Raw genomic sequence first — 14,786 nt, 5'->3', positions numbered from 1 at the left:
GATTATGCCTTCGGATCGACGCCGAACCATTTCTTGTACAGTTTGGCATAAGTCCCGTCGGCTTTGAGGTCGGCCAGGGCTTTGTTGACCTTTTCCAGGAGTTCCGGTTTGTCCTTGGAAACAGCCATAGCGATACCGGCATCAGCTTTCTTGGCGTCGCCGACGATCTTCAGGTCTTTATCGCCGCCTTCTTTCATGTAGTAGAGGGCGACCGACGTGTTGATGACGACGGCATCACACGTGCCGCTCTGCAGTTCCATCCAGCCCTGGCTGTTGGCGTCATACTGCTTGACCGTAGCGCCGGCTTCCGTAGCCAGGTCTACGCCCTTCGTGCCGACCTGGGAACCGACCGTGCGGCCTTTGAGGTCATCGAAGCCGTTGATGTTGGTGTTATCCTTGCGGACGACGACGGAATAACCATCCTGGAAATACGGTTCCGTAAAGGAAACCTGTTTCTGCCGTTCCGGCGTAGCGTCCATGCCGGAAGCAATCATGTCGATCTGACCGCTGCGCAGGGCCGGGATGAGGGCGTCAAAACCGAGGCTCTTGACTTCAACTTTCGTGCCCATTTTTTCGCCGATGGCATTGGCCAAATCAATGTCGAAACCGATGTATTTGTCGTTTTCCGTAAATTCGAACGGCGGGAACGTCGGTTCCATACCGACGACGAGGGTCTTCTGATCTCCCGAAGCGCCGTCCTTTTTGTCTGCCGAAGAACCACAGCCGGCGACCAGTGTCACAGCCGCCATGGCAGCGGCTGCCAAAGCTAAACATTTCTTGTTCATGTGTAACAACTCCTGTTCATTGCCTAATAAGGAAATATAAAATACAACTACTCGACATAATTATACTATATATAGCGCGAAAAATATAGCATAAAATATAGCGCGAAAAATATAGCATAAAGTGCATAGGGGCTCTTTAACCTCTCAGACCGCCTTTGGCGGCCAGCTCCCCTATGAAGGGAGCCTTGGGCGGCCCGCAGCGAATAATGGGGAAGATACTTGAACGGAATATGTGGCATGGGTTTGCGACCGGTGACCGGCGGCCTGCGTCAAGGATTTGAAAAAAATCCTTGACAATTCCTTTACACAGTAGTATACTGAATGAGCTGTCGGGGCAAGGCCCTGACGCAGCAGGAAGTTTGAATTTAAAAAAAAGTTCAAATTAATCCTTGACAAGCTCTTCTGAGTTTGTTAAAATAAACAAGTCGTCGCGATGAAGCGATGGCAACGATGACCTTTGAAAACTGAACAATGAACTGAATGAACGCCAACGTGCGAGGTTCTATTATATAGAACGTCAAACAATGAGTAATACCAATCAATAAACAAGAGCCAAACGCTCTTCCATATATCATGGAGAGTTTGATCCTGGCTCAGGACGAACGCTGGCGGCGTGCTTAACACATGCAAGTCGAACGAGAAGAGATGAGAAGCTTGCTTCTTATTGATTCGAGTGGCAAACGGGTGAGTAACGCGTAAGCAACCTGCCCTCTAGATGGGGACAACAGCTGGAAACGGCTGCTAATACCGAATACGTTCTTTCTGTCGCATGGCAGAAGGAAGAAAGGGAGGCTCTTCGGAGCTTTCGCTGGAGGAGGGGCTTGCGTCTGATTAGCTAGTTGGAGGGGTAACGGCCCACCAAGGCGACGATCAGTAGCCGGTCTGAGAGGATGAACGGCCACATTGGGACTGAGACACGGCCCAGACTCCTACGGGAGGCAGCAGTGGGGAATCTTCCGCAATGGACGAAAGTCTGACGGAGCAACGCCGCGTGAACGATGACGGCCTTCGGGTTGTAAAGTTCTGTTATACGGGACGAATGGTACGACGGCCAATACCCGTCGTAAGTGACGGTACCGTAAGAGAAAGCCACGGCTAACTACGTGCCAGCAGCCGCGGTAATACGTAGGTGGCAAGCGTTGTCCGGAATTATTGGGCGTAAAGGGCGCGCAGGCGGCGTCGTAAGTCGGTCTTAAAAGTGCGGGGCTTAACCCCGTGAGGGGACCGAAACTGCGATGCTAGAGTATCGGAGAGGAAAGCGGAATTCCTAGTGTAGCGGTGAAATGCGTAGATATTAGGAGGAACACCAGTGGCGAAAGCGGCTTTCTGGACGACAACTGACGCTGAGGCGCGAAAGCCAGGGGAGCAAACGGGATTAGATACCCCGGTAGTCCTGGCCGTAAACGATGGATACTAGGTGTAGGAGGTATCGACCCCTTCTGTGCCGGAGTTAACGCAATAAGTATCCCGCCTGGGGAGTACGGCCGCAAGGCTGAAACTCAAAGGAATTGACGGGGGCCCGCACAAGCGGTGGAGTATGTGGTTTAATTCGACGCAACGCGAAGAACCTTACCAAGCCTTGACATTGATTGCTAAGGGTAGAGATACCCTGTTCCTCTTCGGAGGACAAGAAAACAGGTGGTGCACGGCTGTCGTCAGCTCGTGTCGTGAGATGTTGGGTTAAGTCCCGCAACGAGCGCAACCCCCATCTTCTGTTACCAGCGGTTCGGCCGGGGACTCAGGAGAGACTGCCGCAGACAATGCGGAGGAAGGCGGGGATGACGTCAAGTCATCATGCCCCTTATGGCTTGGGCTACACACGTACTACAATGGCTCTTAATAGAGGGAAGCGAAGGAGCGATCCGGAGCAAACCCCAAAAACAGAGTCCCAGTTCGGATTGCAGGCTGCAACCCGCCTGCATGAAGCAGGAATCGCTAGTAATCGCAGGTCAGCATACTGCGGTGAATACGTTCCCGGGCCTTGTACACACCGCCCGTCACACCACGAAAGTCATTCACACCCGAAGCCGGTGAGGTAACCGCAAGGAGCCAGCCGTCGAAGGTGGGGGCGATGATTGGGGTGAAGTCGTAACAAGGTAGCCGTATCGGAAGGTGCGGCTGGATCACCTCCTTTCTAGGGAAAACCTAAGAAGTCGGCACGGAGGCCAATTCATTCATTGTTCAGTTTTGAGAGGTCATCCTCTCAATCGTACCTTGACAACTGCATAAAAATGTTAGAAAATACCTCTTTTTAAAAAGAGATCTTAACGAACCTTGAATTCTTGTTCATCACGACATCCCGTGTGGATGGCGTGATACATGAAAAAATAGTCAAGTAAGTAAGGGCGTACGGCGGATGCCTTGGCCATATCAGCCGAAGAAGGACGCGATAAGCTGCGATAAGCTGCGGTGAGGTGCAAGTAACCTTTGACCCGCAGATCTCCGAATGGGGAAACCCGGCAGCAGTAGTGCTGTCATCCTCTATGAGGAAGGGCACCCGGTGAACTGAAACATCTAAGTAGCCGGAGGAAAAGGAATCAACAGAGATACCCCTAGTAGCGGCGAGCGAACGGGGCAGAGCCCAAACCGGAATGGGAAACCAATCCGGGGTTGTGGACTGCTATCAAATGCATGAGTGAAGCAGAATGAGCTGGGAAGCTCAGCCAGAGAGAGTGAGAGCCTCGTAGGCGTAAGCAAGTGCATGGAGCAGGATCCGGAGTACCACGGGACACGAGAAACCCTGTGGGAAGCTGGGGGACCACCCTCCAAGGCGAAATACTGATATGGACCGATAGCGCATAGTACCGTGAGGGAAAGGTGAAAAGAACCCCGGGAGGGGAATGAAAGAGAACCTGAAACCGTATGTCTACAAGCAGTCGAAGCACTTTTTAGGTGCGACGGCGTGCCTATTGAAGAATGAACCGGCGAGTTACTTCAGCTAGCGAGGTTAAGCAGAAAATGCGGAGCCGCAGCGAAAGCGAGTCTGAACAGGGCGTATAGTTAGTTGGAGTAGACCCGAAACCACAGTGATCTACCCATGTCCAGGTTGAAGCACAGGTAAAAATGTGTGGAGGACCGAACCAGTGAGCGTTGAAAAGCTTTTGGATGAGATGTGGGTAGGGGTGAAATGCCAATCGAACGTGGAGATAGCTGGTTCTCCCCGAAATAGCTTTAGGGCTAGCCTCATGGCGAGAGTACAGGCGGTAGAGCACTGAACGGGGTAGGGGCCTATCCGGCTACTGAACCTAATCAAACTGCGAATGGCTGTACTTATCCATGGGAGTCAGACTGTGAGTAATAAGGCCCATAGTCAAGAGGGAAACAGCCCAGACCAACAGCTAAGGTCCCCAATGCCGTACTAAGTGGCGAAGGATGTGGAATTTCGAAAACAACCAGGATGTTGGCTCAGAAGCAGCCACCATTAAAAGAGTGCGTAATAGCTCACTGGTCGAGAGACTCTGCGCCGAAGATGTCCGGGGCTAAAGTACGGAACCGAAGCTTTGGCAATTAACATAAGTTAATTGGGTAGGGGAGCGTTCCTGCATGGGAGAAGCCTGACCGGAAGGACAGGTGGACAGGCAGGAAGAGAGAATGCCGGTATGAGTAGCGAAAAGAAGGGTGAGAATCCCTTCCACCGAAAGCCTAAGGGTTCCTGGGCAACGATCGTCGTCCCAGGGTAAGTCGGGACCTAATCCGAGGCGGAGACGCGTAGGAGATGGACAACAGGTTGAAATTCCTGTACTGGCTGAGGCCGTTTGAGCGAAGGAGTGACACAGGAAGGAAGGCGCGCGTGCGATTGGAAGAGCACGTCCAAGCAGGTAGGTCGGGAGACAGGCAAATCCGTTTCCCGTAAGGCCGAGATGCGATGGGGAGCTTCTGGAGACAGAAGCGAAGGGGCTGGCACTAAACTGTCGAGAAAAGCTTCTAGTGAGGACTCAGGCACCCGTACCGAAACCGACACAGGTAGGCAGGATGAGAATTCTAAGGTGCGCGGGAAAACCCTCGTTAAGGAACTCGGCAAAATATATCCGTAACTTCGGGAAAAGGATAACCCAGCGTACGTGAAGTGCAGAAGCGCATGGAGCGGAGATGGGTGGCAGAAGAGAGGCCCAAGCGACTGTTTACCACAAACACAGGCGTCTGCTAAAGCGAAAGCTGATGTATAGATGCTGACACCTGCCCGGTGCTGGAAGGTTAAGAGGAAGTGTTAGCGCAAGCGAAGCAGTGAATTGAAGCCCCAGTAAACGGCGGCCGTAACTATAACGGTCCTAAGGTAGCGAAATTCCTTGTCGGGTAAGTTCCGACCCGCACGAAAGGTGTAACGATTTGGGCACTGTCTCAACGAGGGACCCGGTGAAATTGAAGTACCTGTGAAGATGCAGGTTACCCGCGACTGGACAGAAAGACCCCATGGAGCTTTACTGTAACCTGAGATTGGATTCCGGTAAGAGATGTACAGGATAGTTGGGAGGCTGAGAAGTGAGTACGCCAGTATTCACGGAGCCGCTGGTGGGATACCAACCTTGTTTTATTGGAATTCTAACGAGAAGCGTAACGAGCTTGCGGACAGTCTCAGGCGGGCAGTTTGACTGGGGCGGTCGCCTCCGAAAGAGTAACGGAGGCGCCCAAAGGTTCCCTCAGCGCGGACGGAAACCGCGCGAAGAGTGCAAAGGCAGAAGGGAGCTTGACTGCGAGACGGACAGGTCGAGCAGGGACGAAAGTCGGGCTTAGTGATCCGGTGGTAGAGAGTGGAATTGCCATCGCTCAACGGATAAAAGCTACCCTGGGGATAACAGGCTTATCTCTCCCAAGAGTCCATATCGACGGGGAGGTTTGGCACCTCGATGTCGGCTCATCACATCCTGGGGCTGAAGTAGGTCCCAAGGGTTGGGCTGTTCGCCCATTAAAGTGGTACGCGAGCTGGGTTCAGAACGTCGTGAGACAGTTCGGTCCCTATCCATCGCGGGCGTAAGAAACTTGAAAGGGGCTGCTCCTAGTACGAGAGGACCGGAGTGGACCGACCAATGGTGTACCAGTCATGGCGCCAGCCGTGCAGCTGGGTAGCTACGTCGGGGACGGATAAACGCTGAAAGCATCTAAGCGTGAAACCAGCCTAGAGATGAGGTTTCTCATTGTTTTAACAAGTAAGGTCCCACAAAGACGATGTGGTTGATAGGCCGGGAGTGGAAGTACAGCGATGTACGGAGCGGACCGGTACTAATAGACCGAGGACTTGACTTAAGCAGAGAGCCATGTTTGAAGGAGCCGAAAGGCGACGCACAAACATGTGCGAATCGCTTACTCCGAATCTCAGGAGGCTGTGAATTTGGAAACAGATACACAGAGAGAAGGACGATTCGGAGACGAGCGGAAAGATTCTTGATAGTTCGTTGGATGTATGAAACATTTTTATGCAGTTGTCAGGATACGATAAGCAGAGAACCAGTTTTGAAGGAGTCAGAGACGACGCGCAAAACTGTGTGAATCGCTTATGTCGGACTTGTCCGACGCCTGAATAACATAATTCAGTGGCGATAGCTGCGGGGATCCACCTGTTCCCATGCCGAACACAGCAGTTAAGCCCGCAAACGCCGAAAGTACTTGGGGGGAGGCCCCCTGGGAGGATAGGAAGCCGCTGATTAAGAAAAAAGCACTAGCTTAGGCTAGTGCTTTTTTTGTTGTTAGCCGTCAGCAGTTAGCAGCTAGCAAGGGCGCCCACGTGGGGCGCCCGTTCGGAATAATGGGGGTACCCATCATACATGACAAGCGATGTGGGACGAGGCGGCTTCCTATCCGACCAGGGTTCCCTGGGATAAGCAGGGAACCGGTTTTGAAGGAGCTCTGCGACGCGCAAAACCGTGTGAGTCGCTTATGCCGAATCTCGTGACCTGATGGAGTGAAAGTATGCGGTCAGACAGAGATACCCTGGATTCGGCAGGAGAGGTGGGACAACCGCCAGTGCTTTTTTGCTGTTCGTTGTTAATGGTTCGTGGCTCGTTTTTGCGGCCTTATGGCCGCATCGTAGGGGCCGATCTTTAACCTCTCAGACCGCCTTTGGCGGTCAGCTCCCCTATAAAGGGAGCCTTGAGCGACCCGCTGTGATATTTGACCACAGCCTATTCAGAATGATGGCTCGTAGGACTGCGGCTGCTAACGGCTGACTGCTAAGCTGGTAGGGGCGCCCACATGGGGCGCCCGTTCGGAATAATGGCATATCCATCATACATGACAGGTGATGCAGGAAAACACGCACATATATTAGTATACGTTATGCTCACATAGTCATAGCGGGCTTGCCACGTGCAAGCCCCTACGGTGTAGTCCGCAAGGCTGCGGACAATTAACTGCTGACCGCTAACTGTCTCGGATTGTGGATATGCTACTAAATCCCCTCTAGTCTTTCACCAGCAGAACGTCTATAATAGAAACAGCAAAATGACAAAGGTGGTAATAATATGACTGAATCTGAAATCCGCGATGCCGTTAGGGAAGCCGCGAAACTGGCTAAGGCATCGAATCCGCTGACGCCGTCTATTACGAATACGGTGACCATTAATTTCGTTGCCAATGCCCAGCTGGCTGTCGGCGGTTCGGCCGCTATGGTCTATTTACCGGACGAAGGCGTCAGTATGGCCAAGGCCGGTGCATCTATGTATATCAACGTAGGGACGTTATTCCCGATTTATGCGGAAACACTGCCAAAAACAGCAGTCGTACTCCATGAAGAAGGCAAACCCTGGGTCCTGGATCCCGTGGCCATTGGCATGGGACAAATGCGGACGGAACTTTTGACGACCTTCAAGGCCTATAAACCGTCTATTATCCGGGGCAACGCATCTGAAATCATTGCTTTAGCCGGATTATGGGGCTTAGAAGGCGGTTCTGATACTTCGGACGTTCGCGGTGTCGATTCTACCGATTCTGTTCGTTCTGCCGCTCCGGCTGCCGTCGCTGTAGCCCGCTGGACTGGCGGAGCCGTAGCCATTTCGGGAGAAGAAGATTTGATTACCGATGGCCGGCAGCTCGTCTTTTCCCAGGGCGGTTCGGAAATGATGCCCTGCATTACCGGGACAGGCTGTTCCCTTGGCGGTGTCATGGCTGTCTATGCAGCCGTAGCAGATCCGTTCATCGCCGCCATTACCGGCTCTGCCGTCTATAACCTGGCCGGTACACGGGCCGCAGCTCATGCCAAAGGGACAGGTTCTTTCCAGACGGATTTCATCGACGAACTCTATGTGGCAACGCCCGATGCGATTGCCCAGAACCCATTGACTGTAGAGGAGGCATAATATCATGAATACCTTAATTGCTGTAGCTATTGCCCCGTGCGGGACTGGCGATGAATTCGCTCCGTATGTCGCTGAAATCGTGCGTATTATCCGGGAATCAGGCTTACCGAATCGGACCAATTCCATGTTCACCGAAATCGAAGGCGAATGGGACGATGTCATGGCAGTCGTCAAAAAAGCGACGCAATACCTGACGGACCAGGGTCTGCGGGCTGAAGTCGTCTTGAAAGCCGATATCCGACCGGGCTATACGAATATGATGAACAATAAAACCAAGGCCGTAGAAGATATATTGAAAAAATAACTTGACAATATCGCTCCATCGTAGTATACTGACATAGTCAGTTGACGCATGGAGTGATACTCAAGAGGCTGAAGAGGACGGTTTGCTAAATCGTTAGAGGTCGTAAGGCCTGCGAGAGTTCGAATCTCTCTCACTCCGCCAGATTACTGGACAGAGAGCACCTAGGAAAATTTCCTGGGTGCTCTTTTTTTGCCATGAATGTGGATTGTACAAAAAAACAAAATTTGGTACAATGAGGCAAAATGGGTATCATCAAAGGACGCCAGTGAAAAGATTACGACCCTGCATAATGATTTTGGAATTGATTTGACACAAGAAGGAGAGGGGGATTTGGCAGTCATGTGTAACTTAGGAGAAGGAATATACGAAGATGGCCTGATGAAAGGCAAGCAAGAAGGATGGGAAAAAGGCAGAAAACCTTTAAATTAAAAAACATCCGCTAGCCGCTAACAACCTTAAAGGGCTTGTCGTTGTGTGACAAGCTTTTTTTAAGCTACGCAGGAACCTGTTTTTTTGGTACAATATTCGTGGAATCTTATTTTCACGAGGTGTCTGACATGGATATAAAATATTATGATATTGGGCTCAATTTATTTACCCGGTCTTTTCTTAAACCGGAAAAAATCATTGCCGATGCGGCGGCGGACGGTATCTGCTGTATCCTGACTGGGTCGGAGGCCGGGGAGAACCGTCTGGTCAATCAGTTTGTCCGCCATCACACGGCTTTTGGCACGGCCGGTATCCATCCTCACGTGGCCGATGAAGCGACGGAGGAGGATTTGGAGGAAATCCGGCGCATCATCACGACGAATCCGAAAGTCGTCGCTGTCGGTGAAACGGGGCTCGATTACGACCGCATGTATTCTAAGAAAGAGAACCAGCTCCACTTTTTCAAAGCCCTCATTGCCATGGCGGAAGAATTAGGTAAGCCCATGTTCCTCCATGAACGGGACGCAGCTGATGACTTCCTGGCTTGTTTCAAGGGGCATGAAGGGCTTTGCCCGCAATCGGTCGTCCACTGTTATACAGGCGACAAGAAGACGCTGGAAAAGATGCTCGATTTAGGCTTTTATATCGGTATTACCGGTTGGATCTGCGATGAACGGCGGGCGGCTCCCTTACGCGATGCTGTATCCATCCTGCCTTTGGACCGGGTCCTCATCGAAACGGATGCACCGTATCTGACGCCGCGGGGCTTCCACCTGCCCCGGACCAATGTGCCCAACAACATCACCTATGTGGCACAGACCCTGGCCGGGTATATGGGCGTATCTGTCGAAGAATTGACAGCTCATGCCAAAGCAAATACAGAAAGACTTTTCAAAATACAGCCATAATGCAAGGGCCTTTCTCTTTATAGTTATAGTACGGAGTTTGTAGGGGTCGCCCGTGGGCGACCCGTTAGGGATTTGGATGGCTTTCCTAGCAAGCTGATTGGGAAATCGTACATATTCCAGAGAGGCTGCCCTACGTGGTAGCCCCTACAAGAAAAGGATTTGTCGCACGTGCGACAAATCCTTTTTTTATGCCTCATACAGTCTCTTGCGGCCCGCCCTTTTTTGCTGGTATAATAAACTTGATGGACTATGCATAAAATTTATTTTTTGCCCTGCAAAGGAGTGTTTTTTATGAATATTGCGCAATATACGAAAGCGGCCTCTCTGGAAGAAGCGTGGGAGCTTAACCAGAAACGGTCCGCTGTCGTCCTCGGCGGCTGCTGCTGGCTCCGCTTGTCGCCGCAGCGGCGCATTGCCCAGGCTATCGACTTGTCGGCGCTGGGGCTGGACCAGATCGAAGAAGGGGAGGACTCTTTCCGCCTGGGTGCTATGGTCACGTTAGGGCAGCTAGAAGGCCACGACGGGCTGGCTGCTTTCACTCAGGGCGCCATGAAGGAAGCGGTCCGCCATATCGTCGGGACCCAGTTCCGCAATATGGCGACCGTTGGTGGCAGTATCAGCGGGCGCTTCGGCTTTTCCGACATTTGGACGCTGTTCCTGGTCCTGGATGCCCAGGTCGAATTGTACAAGGGCGGCATCGTCAGCCTGGCCGATTTCGGTCAGACCGGGCCGGGGAAAGACATCGTGACTCACATCATCATCCCGAAAAAGGCCTGCCAGACGGCGTATGATTCGCTGCGCCTCAATGAAACGGACTTCCCTGTCATCGCCGTGGCCGTATCGGCTGACGCAGAAAACGTGCGCTGTGCCATCGGCGCCCGCCCGGCCCGGGCAGAAGTCGTCCGTCTGCCGGCAGCTGATGTGCGCCGCCAGGGCTTGGAAGGGGCTGCCAAACAAATTGCCCATTCCATGACTTATGAAAGCAATATGCGCGGTTCCGCCGATTACCGCCAGGATATGGCTGTCGTCCTCTGTCGGCGCTTATTGGCAAACGTTCTGGGAGGTGACCAGTGATGACCATTACGTATTGGCTGAATGGCCAGAAGGCGACGGCTGACGTCGCGCCGGGCCTGATGCTCTATGATTTTCTCCGCAGCCAGGGCTGTTACAGCGTCAAATGCGGCTGTGAAACGACGAACTGCGGCCTCTGTACGGTCTGGATCGACGATGTGCCTATGTTGTCGTGTGCCCTGCTGGCTGTCCGCATCGACGGCCGCCATGTGACGACCCTCGAAGGTTTGCAGGATGAAGCCAAAGAATTCGCTTTCTATATGGGCCGCGAAGGCGCCGACCAGTGCGGCTTCTGCAACCCCGGTTTCGTCATGAACGTCTTGGCCATGGTCCGCAAGCTGGATGCGCCGACAGAAGAGGAAATCAAGGAATTCCTGTCAGGCAATCTCTGCCGCTGCACGGGCTACATGAGCCATATGCGGGCTATCAAGGCCTATTTCAAAGCCAAGGGGAAGGAGGTCCGGGCATAATGGAATACAAAGCTATCAATCACGTTGTCGCCAAGAAGGATTCTCAGGCCCTGGTCACGGGCCAGCCGGTCTATACGGATGATCTGCGGCCCAAGGACTGTCTCATCGTCAAGGCCCTGCGCAGTCCCCATGCCAGAGCCATCGTCAAGAAGGTGAATAAGAGCGCTGCCGAAAAGGTGCCGGGCATCGTCTGCATCGTCACGGCTGAAGACGTGCCTCAGTCGCGTTTCACCATTGCCGGTCAGACCTATCCGGAACTGAGCCCGTATGACCGCCTCATCCTGGATAAGCAGATCCGCTTCGTCGGCGATCCCGTCGCTCTCGTCGCCGGTACGAATGAAGACGCCGTCGACAAGGCCCTCCGCGTCCTCCGCGTTGAATACGAAGTCCAGGAACCGCTCCTCGATTTCACCAAAGCTCTGGACAACGATATCGTCGTCCATCCCGAAGACAACTGGAAGCCCCTCGTCGATGTCGGCGGCGACAACAAGCGCAATCTCGTAGCCCAGGCCTGTGACGAACACGGCGACGTCGATGCCGTCCTGGCTTCGTCGGACGTCGTCATCGACAGGACCTATCATACGCGTCAGAATCAGCAGGGCGCTATGGAAACGTTCCGGGCCTATGCCTATAAGGACGCCTTTGGCCGCCTGACCATCGTCAGCTCGACGCAGGTCCCGTTCCATGTCCGCCGCGTCGTCGCCAACGCCCTGGAAATCCCGAAATCGAAGATCCGCGTCATCAAGCCGCGTATCGGTGGCGGTTTCGGCTCCAAGCAGACTGTCGTCATGGAAGTCTATCCGGCTTATATCGCCTGGCTGACGGGCAAGCCGGCGTACATGGTCTACAGCCGGGAAGAATCGATGACCGTATCGACGCCGCGTCATGAATCGCAGATCCGCGTCGTCCTCGGCGCCAGCAAAGACGGCCATATCCGCGGCATTTTCCTCGATTCCCTGTGGAATGCCGGCGCTTATGGCGAACACACGCCGACGACGGTCACCTTGTCAGGCCATAAGTCGATTCCTTTATACAATGCAGCCGAAGCCTTCCGCTTCAGCTATACCTGCGTCTATACCAATACCATTGCGGCCGGCGCTTATCGCGGTTACGGTGCGACTCAGGGGCTGTTCGCCCTGGAAACGGCCGTCAACGAACTGGCTGCGGCTCTGCACATGAGCCCTGTCGCCCTGCGCCTGAAGAACATGGTCCGCCAGGGGCAGGTCCTGCCGGCCTATTTCAATGAAACGGCCTTGAGCTGTACGCTGGATAAATGCCTGGAACGGGTCGTCCAGATGTCAGGCTGGAAGGATGACTGCCCGCGCCAGGTCCTGTCCAACGGCCATATCCGGGCCATCGGCATTGCAACGGCCATGCAGGGGTCGAGCATTTCCAATGTCGACGTCGCTTCGGTCACCATCAAGGTCAATGACGACGGCTTCTATTCACTCAATATCGGAGCTACCGATATGGGGACGGGCTGCGATACCATCCTGGCCCAGATTGCCGCGGAATGTCTCATGTGCCCTGTCGACAATGTCGTTACTTATGGCGTCGATACGGATACATCGCCGTACGACAGCGGATCCTATGCGTCGTCGACGACATACCTCACGGGCAATGCCGTCGTCAAGACCTGCCAGAGCCTGATACAGCGCATGAAAGAACGGGCAGCTGTCAAGCTCGGCGCAGCTAACGTTGACGATTTGGAATTCGACGGCAAAGCCATTACTGACTTGTCTACTGGCAAGAAAATCACCCTCAAGGACTTGGGCAATGACGCCATGTTCATGAATGACATCGCCCTGGAAGCGACAGAATCGTGTTATTCGCCGACCAGTCCGCCGCCGTATATGGCCGGTGCGGCAACGGTCGACGTCGACCCGGAAACGGGGCACATCTCCCTGGTGCAGTATGATGCCGTCGTCGACTGCGGTACGGTCATCAATCCGGCCCTGGCCAAAGTCCAGACCGAAGGGGGCATCGTCCAGGCCATCGGCATGGCCCTGACCGAAAATATCCAGTATACGCCGTCGGGCCGCCTGCAGAATAACTCCTTCATGCAGTACCGTATGCCGACGCGCATGGACCTGGGCCAGATCAACGTCGAATTTGAACCGAGCTATGAACCGAACGGGCCTTTCGGCGCCAAGTCCATCGGCGAACTGGTCATCGACTCGCCGGCACCGGCCATTGCCCACGCCATCTATAACGCTACGGGCATCTGGCTGCGCGACCTGCCCATGACCGCCGAAAAACTCTACAAGGCTATGCAACTGTAGGGGCCGCCCAAAGGGCGGCCCGCAGGTCGCACTCCGCACTCCGCAATGCGGGAGCCGTCCGGTACGGCCTGCCCTGGCTCCCTTTATAGGGGAGCTGTCAGCAACGCTGACTGTGAGGTTGCTTTTTCTCAGAAATTTCAATGAAAAAGGGCTATCGTATTAAGTGTTTTTGCTTAATGCGATAGCCCCTTTTTATGTATTCGGGTGTAGTCGGAGTGCATTATCCCCGCCTTAGCAGGATGGCCCCTACGGATACGGTCCATAAGACCGTTGCGACCTGCGGCCTGCGAACCACGAACCACGAACCACTACTAGGCCGAAGGCCGAAGCCACGAGCCACGAACTCCTCACTTCACAATCATGACGGGCAGGCCCGAATGGGTCGTGATGTAGCGGCTGACGCTGCCCAGGAGAATCGAGGCCAGGCCGCTGCGGCCGCGGCTGCCCATGATGAGCAGGTCCGAGCCGTCTTTTTCGGCTTTTTTGAGGATTGTCGGGCCCGGACGGCCGATGTTGGCGACGAAGTGGATGTCGACGCCGCCTTTATGGTCGGCAATGGCGGCCTTGCACAGGGCGAAGACGCGGTCGGCGCTCTGGCGCAGGCGGTCGGTCAAGTCTTCGAGGCCGCGTTTTTTCTGGTCCAGTGCCGTTTCTTCGGCGATGAGGTCGCGCATGTTGGCGACGTGGAAGACCGTGACCGATGCGCCGTCGGCTTTGGCGAATTCTACGGCGTAGCGGACGGCTTTCAGTGATTCTTCCGAGCCGTCAGCCGGGACGAGGATGCGCTGGTATGGCCCTTCTTTTTCGTTGTGTGCCAGGAGGACCGGGCATTTGGCATGGGCCAGGACGTAGGTGCTGGCACTGCCCAGGAGCTGTTCCGACAGGGAATGGCTGCCCCGGCGGCCCATGACGATGAGGTCGGCGTCGCATTTGTCGGCTTCGCTGAGGATGCCGATTTCCGGCGTACTGACCAGCTGGACCGTGTGGACCGTCAGGTTTTCCGGAACGGCGTCCATGGCTTTTTCCAGGACGTAGCCGCTCTTATCCTTGGCCAGTTTGGTCAGGTCCTTGACTTTTTCATCGGTCATGTCTTCAAAGACATCGAAGCTGTCCAGGACGGCATCGGCATTGGTGATATTGACGATGGTCAATTCGGCACTATATGCGTTGGCAATGTCGATGGCATGTTGCAAGGCGTTGCGCGACGGCTGGGAACCGTCAATAGGAACTAAGATGTTTTTCATGATA

9 protein-coding genes, 1 tRNA gene and 3 rRNA genes are annotated in these 14,786 nt (G+C 54.0%); 11 read left to right on the top strand and 2 right to left on the bottom strand.

What is annotated here, in order from left to right:
- Positions 1-2: 2 nt before the first annotated feature.
- Entirely contained in the window at positions 3-785 is a 783-nt protein-coding gene (locus tag ACFWUB_RS04435) for a basic amino acid ABC transporter substrate-binding protein (protein ID WP_020309993.1), read from the bottom strand.
- Between the two features lie 570 nt (positions 786-1,355).
- Between ACFWUB_RS04435 and ACFWUB_RS04430 the strand changes: the two genes are divergently transcribed.
- The 11 genes from ACFWUB_RS04430 to ACFWUB_RS04380 all read left to right on the top strand — a co-directional run bounded on the left by ACFWUB_RS04430 (position 1,356) and on the right by ACFWUB_RS04380 (position 13,538).
- Positions 1,356-2,919 (top strand): 16S ribosomal RNA (locus tag ACFWUB_RS04430).
- Positions 2,920-3,114: 195 nt separating this feature from the next.
- Positions 3,115-6,026, top strand: a 23S ribosomal RNA gene (locus tag ACFWUB_RS04425).
- A gap of 283 nt (positions 6,027-6,309) precedes the next feature.
- Positions 6,310-6,426 (top strand): 5S ribosomal RNA (gene rrf / locus ACFWUB_RS04420).
- Together the 16S, 23S and 5S rRNA genes form the textbook arrangement of a ribosomal RNA operon.
- A gap of 814 nt (positions 6,427-7,240) precedes the next feature.
- Positions 7,241-8,074 carry a hydroxyethylthiazole kinase gene (gene thiM, locus ACFWUB_RS04415; protein WP_292106964.1) on the top strand — a complete coding sequence of 278 codons (834 nt, stop codon included), beginning with the start codon at positions 7,241-7,243 and terminating at the stop codon, positions 8,072-8,074.
- A gap of 4 nt (positions 8,075-8,078) precedes the next feature.
- Positions 8,079-8,378, top strand: coding sequence for an MTH1187 family thiamine-binding protein (locus tag ACFWUB_RS04410; protein ID WP_014015147.1), 300 nt, complete (start codon positions 8,079-8,081; stop codon positions 8,376-8,378).
- 50 nt (positions 8,379-8,428) lie between these two features.
- A tRNA-Ser gene (locus ACFWUB_RS04405) sits at positions 8,429-8,519 on the top strand.
- Positions 8,520-8,576: 57 nt separating this feature from the next.
- On the top strand, positions 8,577-8,807 hold the full coding sequence (locus ACFWUB_RS04400) for a hypothetical protein (RefSeq protein ID WP_416184289.1): 231 nt from the start codon (positions 8,577-8,579) through the stop codon (positions 8,805-8,807).
- Between the two features lie 128 nt (positions 8,808-8,935).
- Complete coding sequence (locus tag ACFWUB_RS04395; RefSeq protein WP_416184288.1) at positions 8,936-9,715, top strand: TatD family hydrolase; 780 nt, start codon at positions 8,936-8,938, stop codon at positions 9,713-9,715.
- 291 nt (positions 9,716-10,006) lie between these two features.
- Complete coding sequence (locus ACFWUB_RS04390) at positions 10,007-10,789, top strand: FAD binding domain-containing protein (protein ID WP_416184287.1); 783 nt, start codon at positions 10,007-10,009, stop codon at positions 10,787-10,789.
- Complete coding sequence (locus ACFWUB_RS04385) at positions 10,789-11,256, top strand: (2Fe-2S)-binding protein (RefSeq protein ID WP_416184286.1); 468 nt, start codon at positions 10,789-10,791, stop codon at positions 11,254-11,256. The genes ACFWUB_RS04390 and ACFWUB_RS04385 overlap by 1 nt, the downstream gene beginning before the upstream one ends.
- The gene (locus tag ACFWUB_RS04380) at positions 11,256-13,538 is read left to right on the top strand and encodes a xanthine dehydrogenase family protein molybdopterin-binding subunit (protein ID WP_416184285.1); all 2,283 of its coding nucleotides are present in this window, start codon (positions 11,256-11,258) and stop codon (positions 13,536-13,538) included. Before ACFWUB_RS04385 ends, ACFWUB_RS04380 begins: the two co-directional genes overlap by 1 nt.
- Positions 13,539-13,885: 347 nt before the next feature.
- Here ACFWUB_RS04380 and ACFWUB_RS04375 read toward each other — a convergent pair whose 3' ends face one another.
- Complete coding sequence (locus ACFWUB_RS04375) at positions 13,886-14,782, bottom strand: universal stress protein (protein WP_416184284.1); 897 nt, start codon at positions 14,780-14,782, stop codon at positions 13,886-13,888.
- Positions 14,783-14,786: the final 4 nt, after the last annotated feature.

Source organism: Megasphaera sp., from assembly GCF_047831605.1.
In the GTDB taxonomy this organism is placed as follows: domain Bacteria; phylum Bacillota; class Negativicutes; order Veillonellales; family Megasphaeraceae; genus Megasphaera; species Megasphaera intestinihominis.
This window is presented reverse-complemented; position numbering and strand designations above follow the sequence as displayed.

What these genes read in the sequence shown, in the direction of transcription:
- ACFWUB_RS04435 (WP_020309993.1), bottom strand. Translation starts at nt 785, where the DNA reads ATGAACAAGAAATGTTTAGCTTTGGCAGCCGCTGCCATGGCGGCTGTG.
- thiM (WP_292106964.1), top strand. Translation starts at nt 7,241, where the DNA reads ATGACTGAATCTGAAATCCGCGATGCCGTTAGGGAAGCCGCGAAACTG.
- ACFWUB_RS04410 (WP_014015147.1), top strand. Translation starts at nt 8,079, where the DNA reads ATGAATACCTTAATTGCTGTAGCTATTGCCCCGTGCGGGACTGGCGAT.
- ACFWUB_RS04400 (WP_416184289.1), top strand. Translation starts at nt 8,577, where the DNA reads ATGTGGATTGTACAAAAAAACAAAATTTGGTACAATGAGGCAAAATGG.
- ACFWUB_RS04395 (WP_416184288.1), top strand. Translation starts at nt 8,936, where the DNA reads ATGGATATAAAATATTATGATATTGGGCTCAATTTATTTACCCGGTCT.
- ACFWUB_RS04390 (WP_416184287.1), top strand. Translation starts at nt 10,007, where the DNA reads ATGAATATTGCGCAATATACGAAAGCGGCCTCTCTGGAAGAAGCGTGG.
- ACFWUB_RS04385 (WP_416184286.1), top strand. Translation starts at nt 10,789, where the DNA reads ATGACCATTACGTATTGGCTGAATGGCCAGAAGGCGACGGCTGACGTC.
- ACFWUB_RS04380 (WP_416184285.1), top strand. Translation starts at nt 11,256, where the DNA reads ATGGAATACAAAGCTATCAATCACGTTGTCGCCAAGAAGGATTCTCAG.
- ACFWUB_RS04375 (WP_416184284.1), bottom strand. Translation starts at nt 14,782, where the DNA reads ATGAAAAACATCTTAGTTCCTATTGACGGTTCCCAGCCGTCGCGCAAC.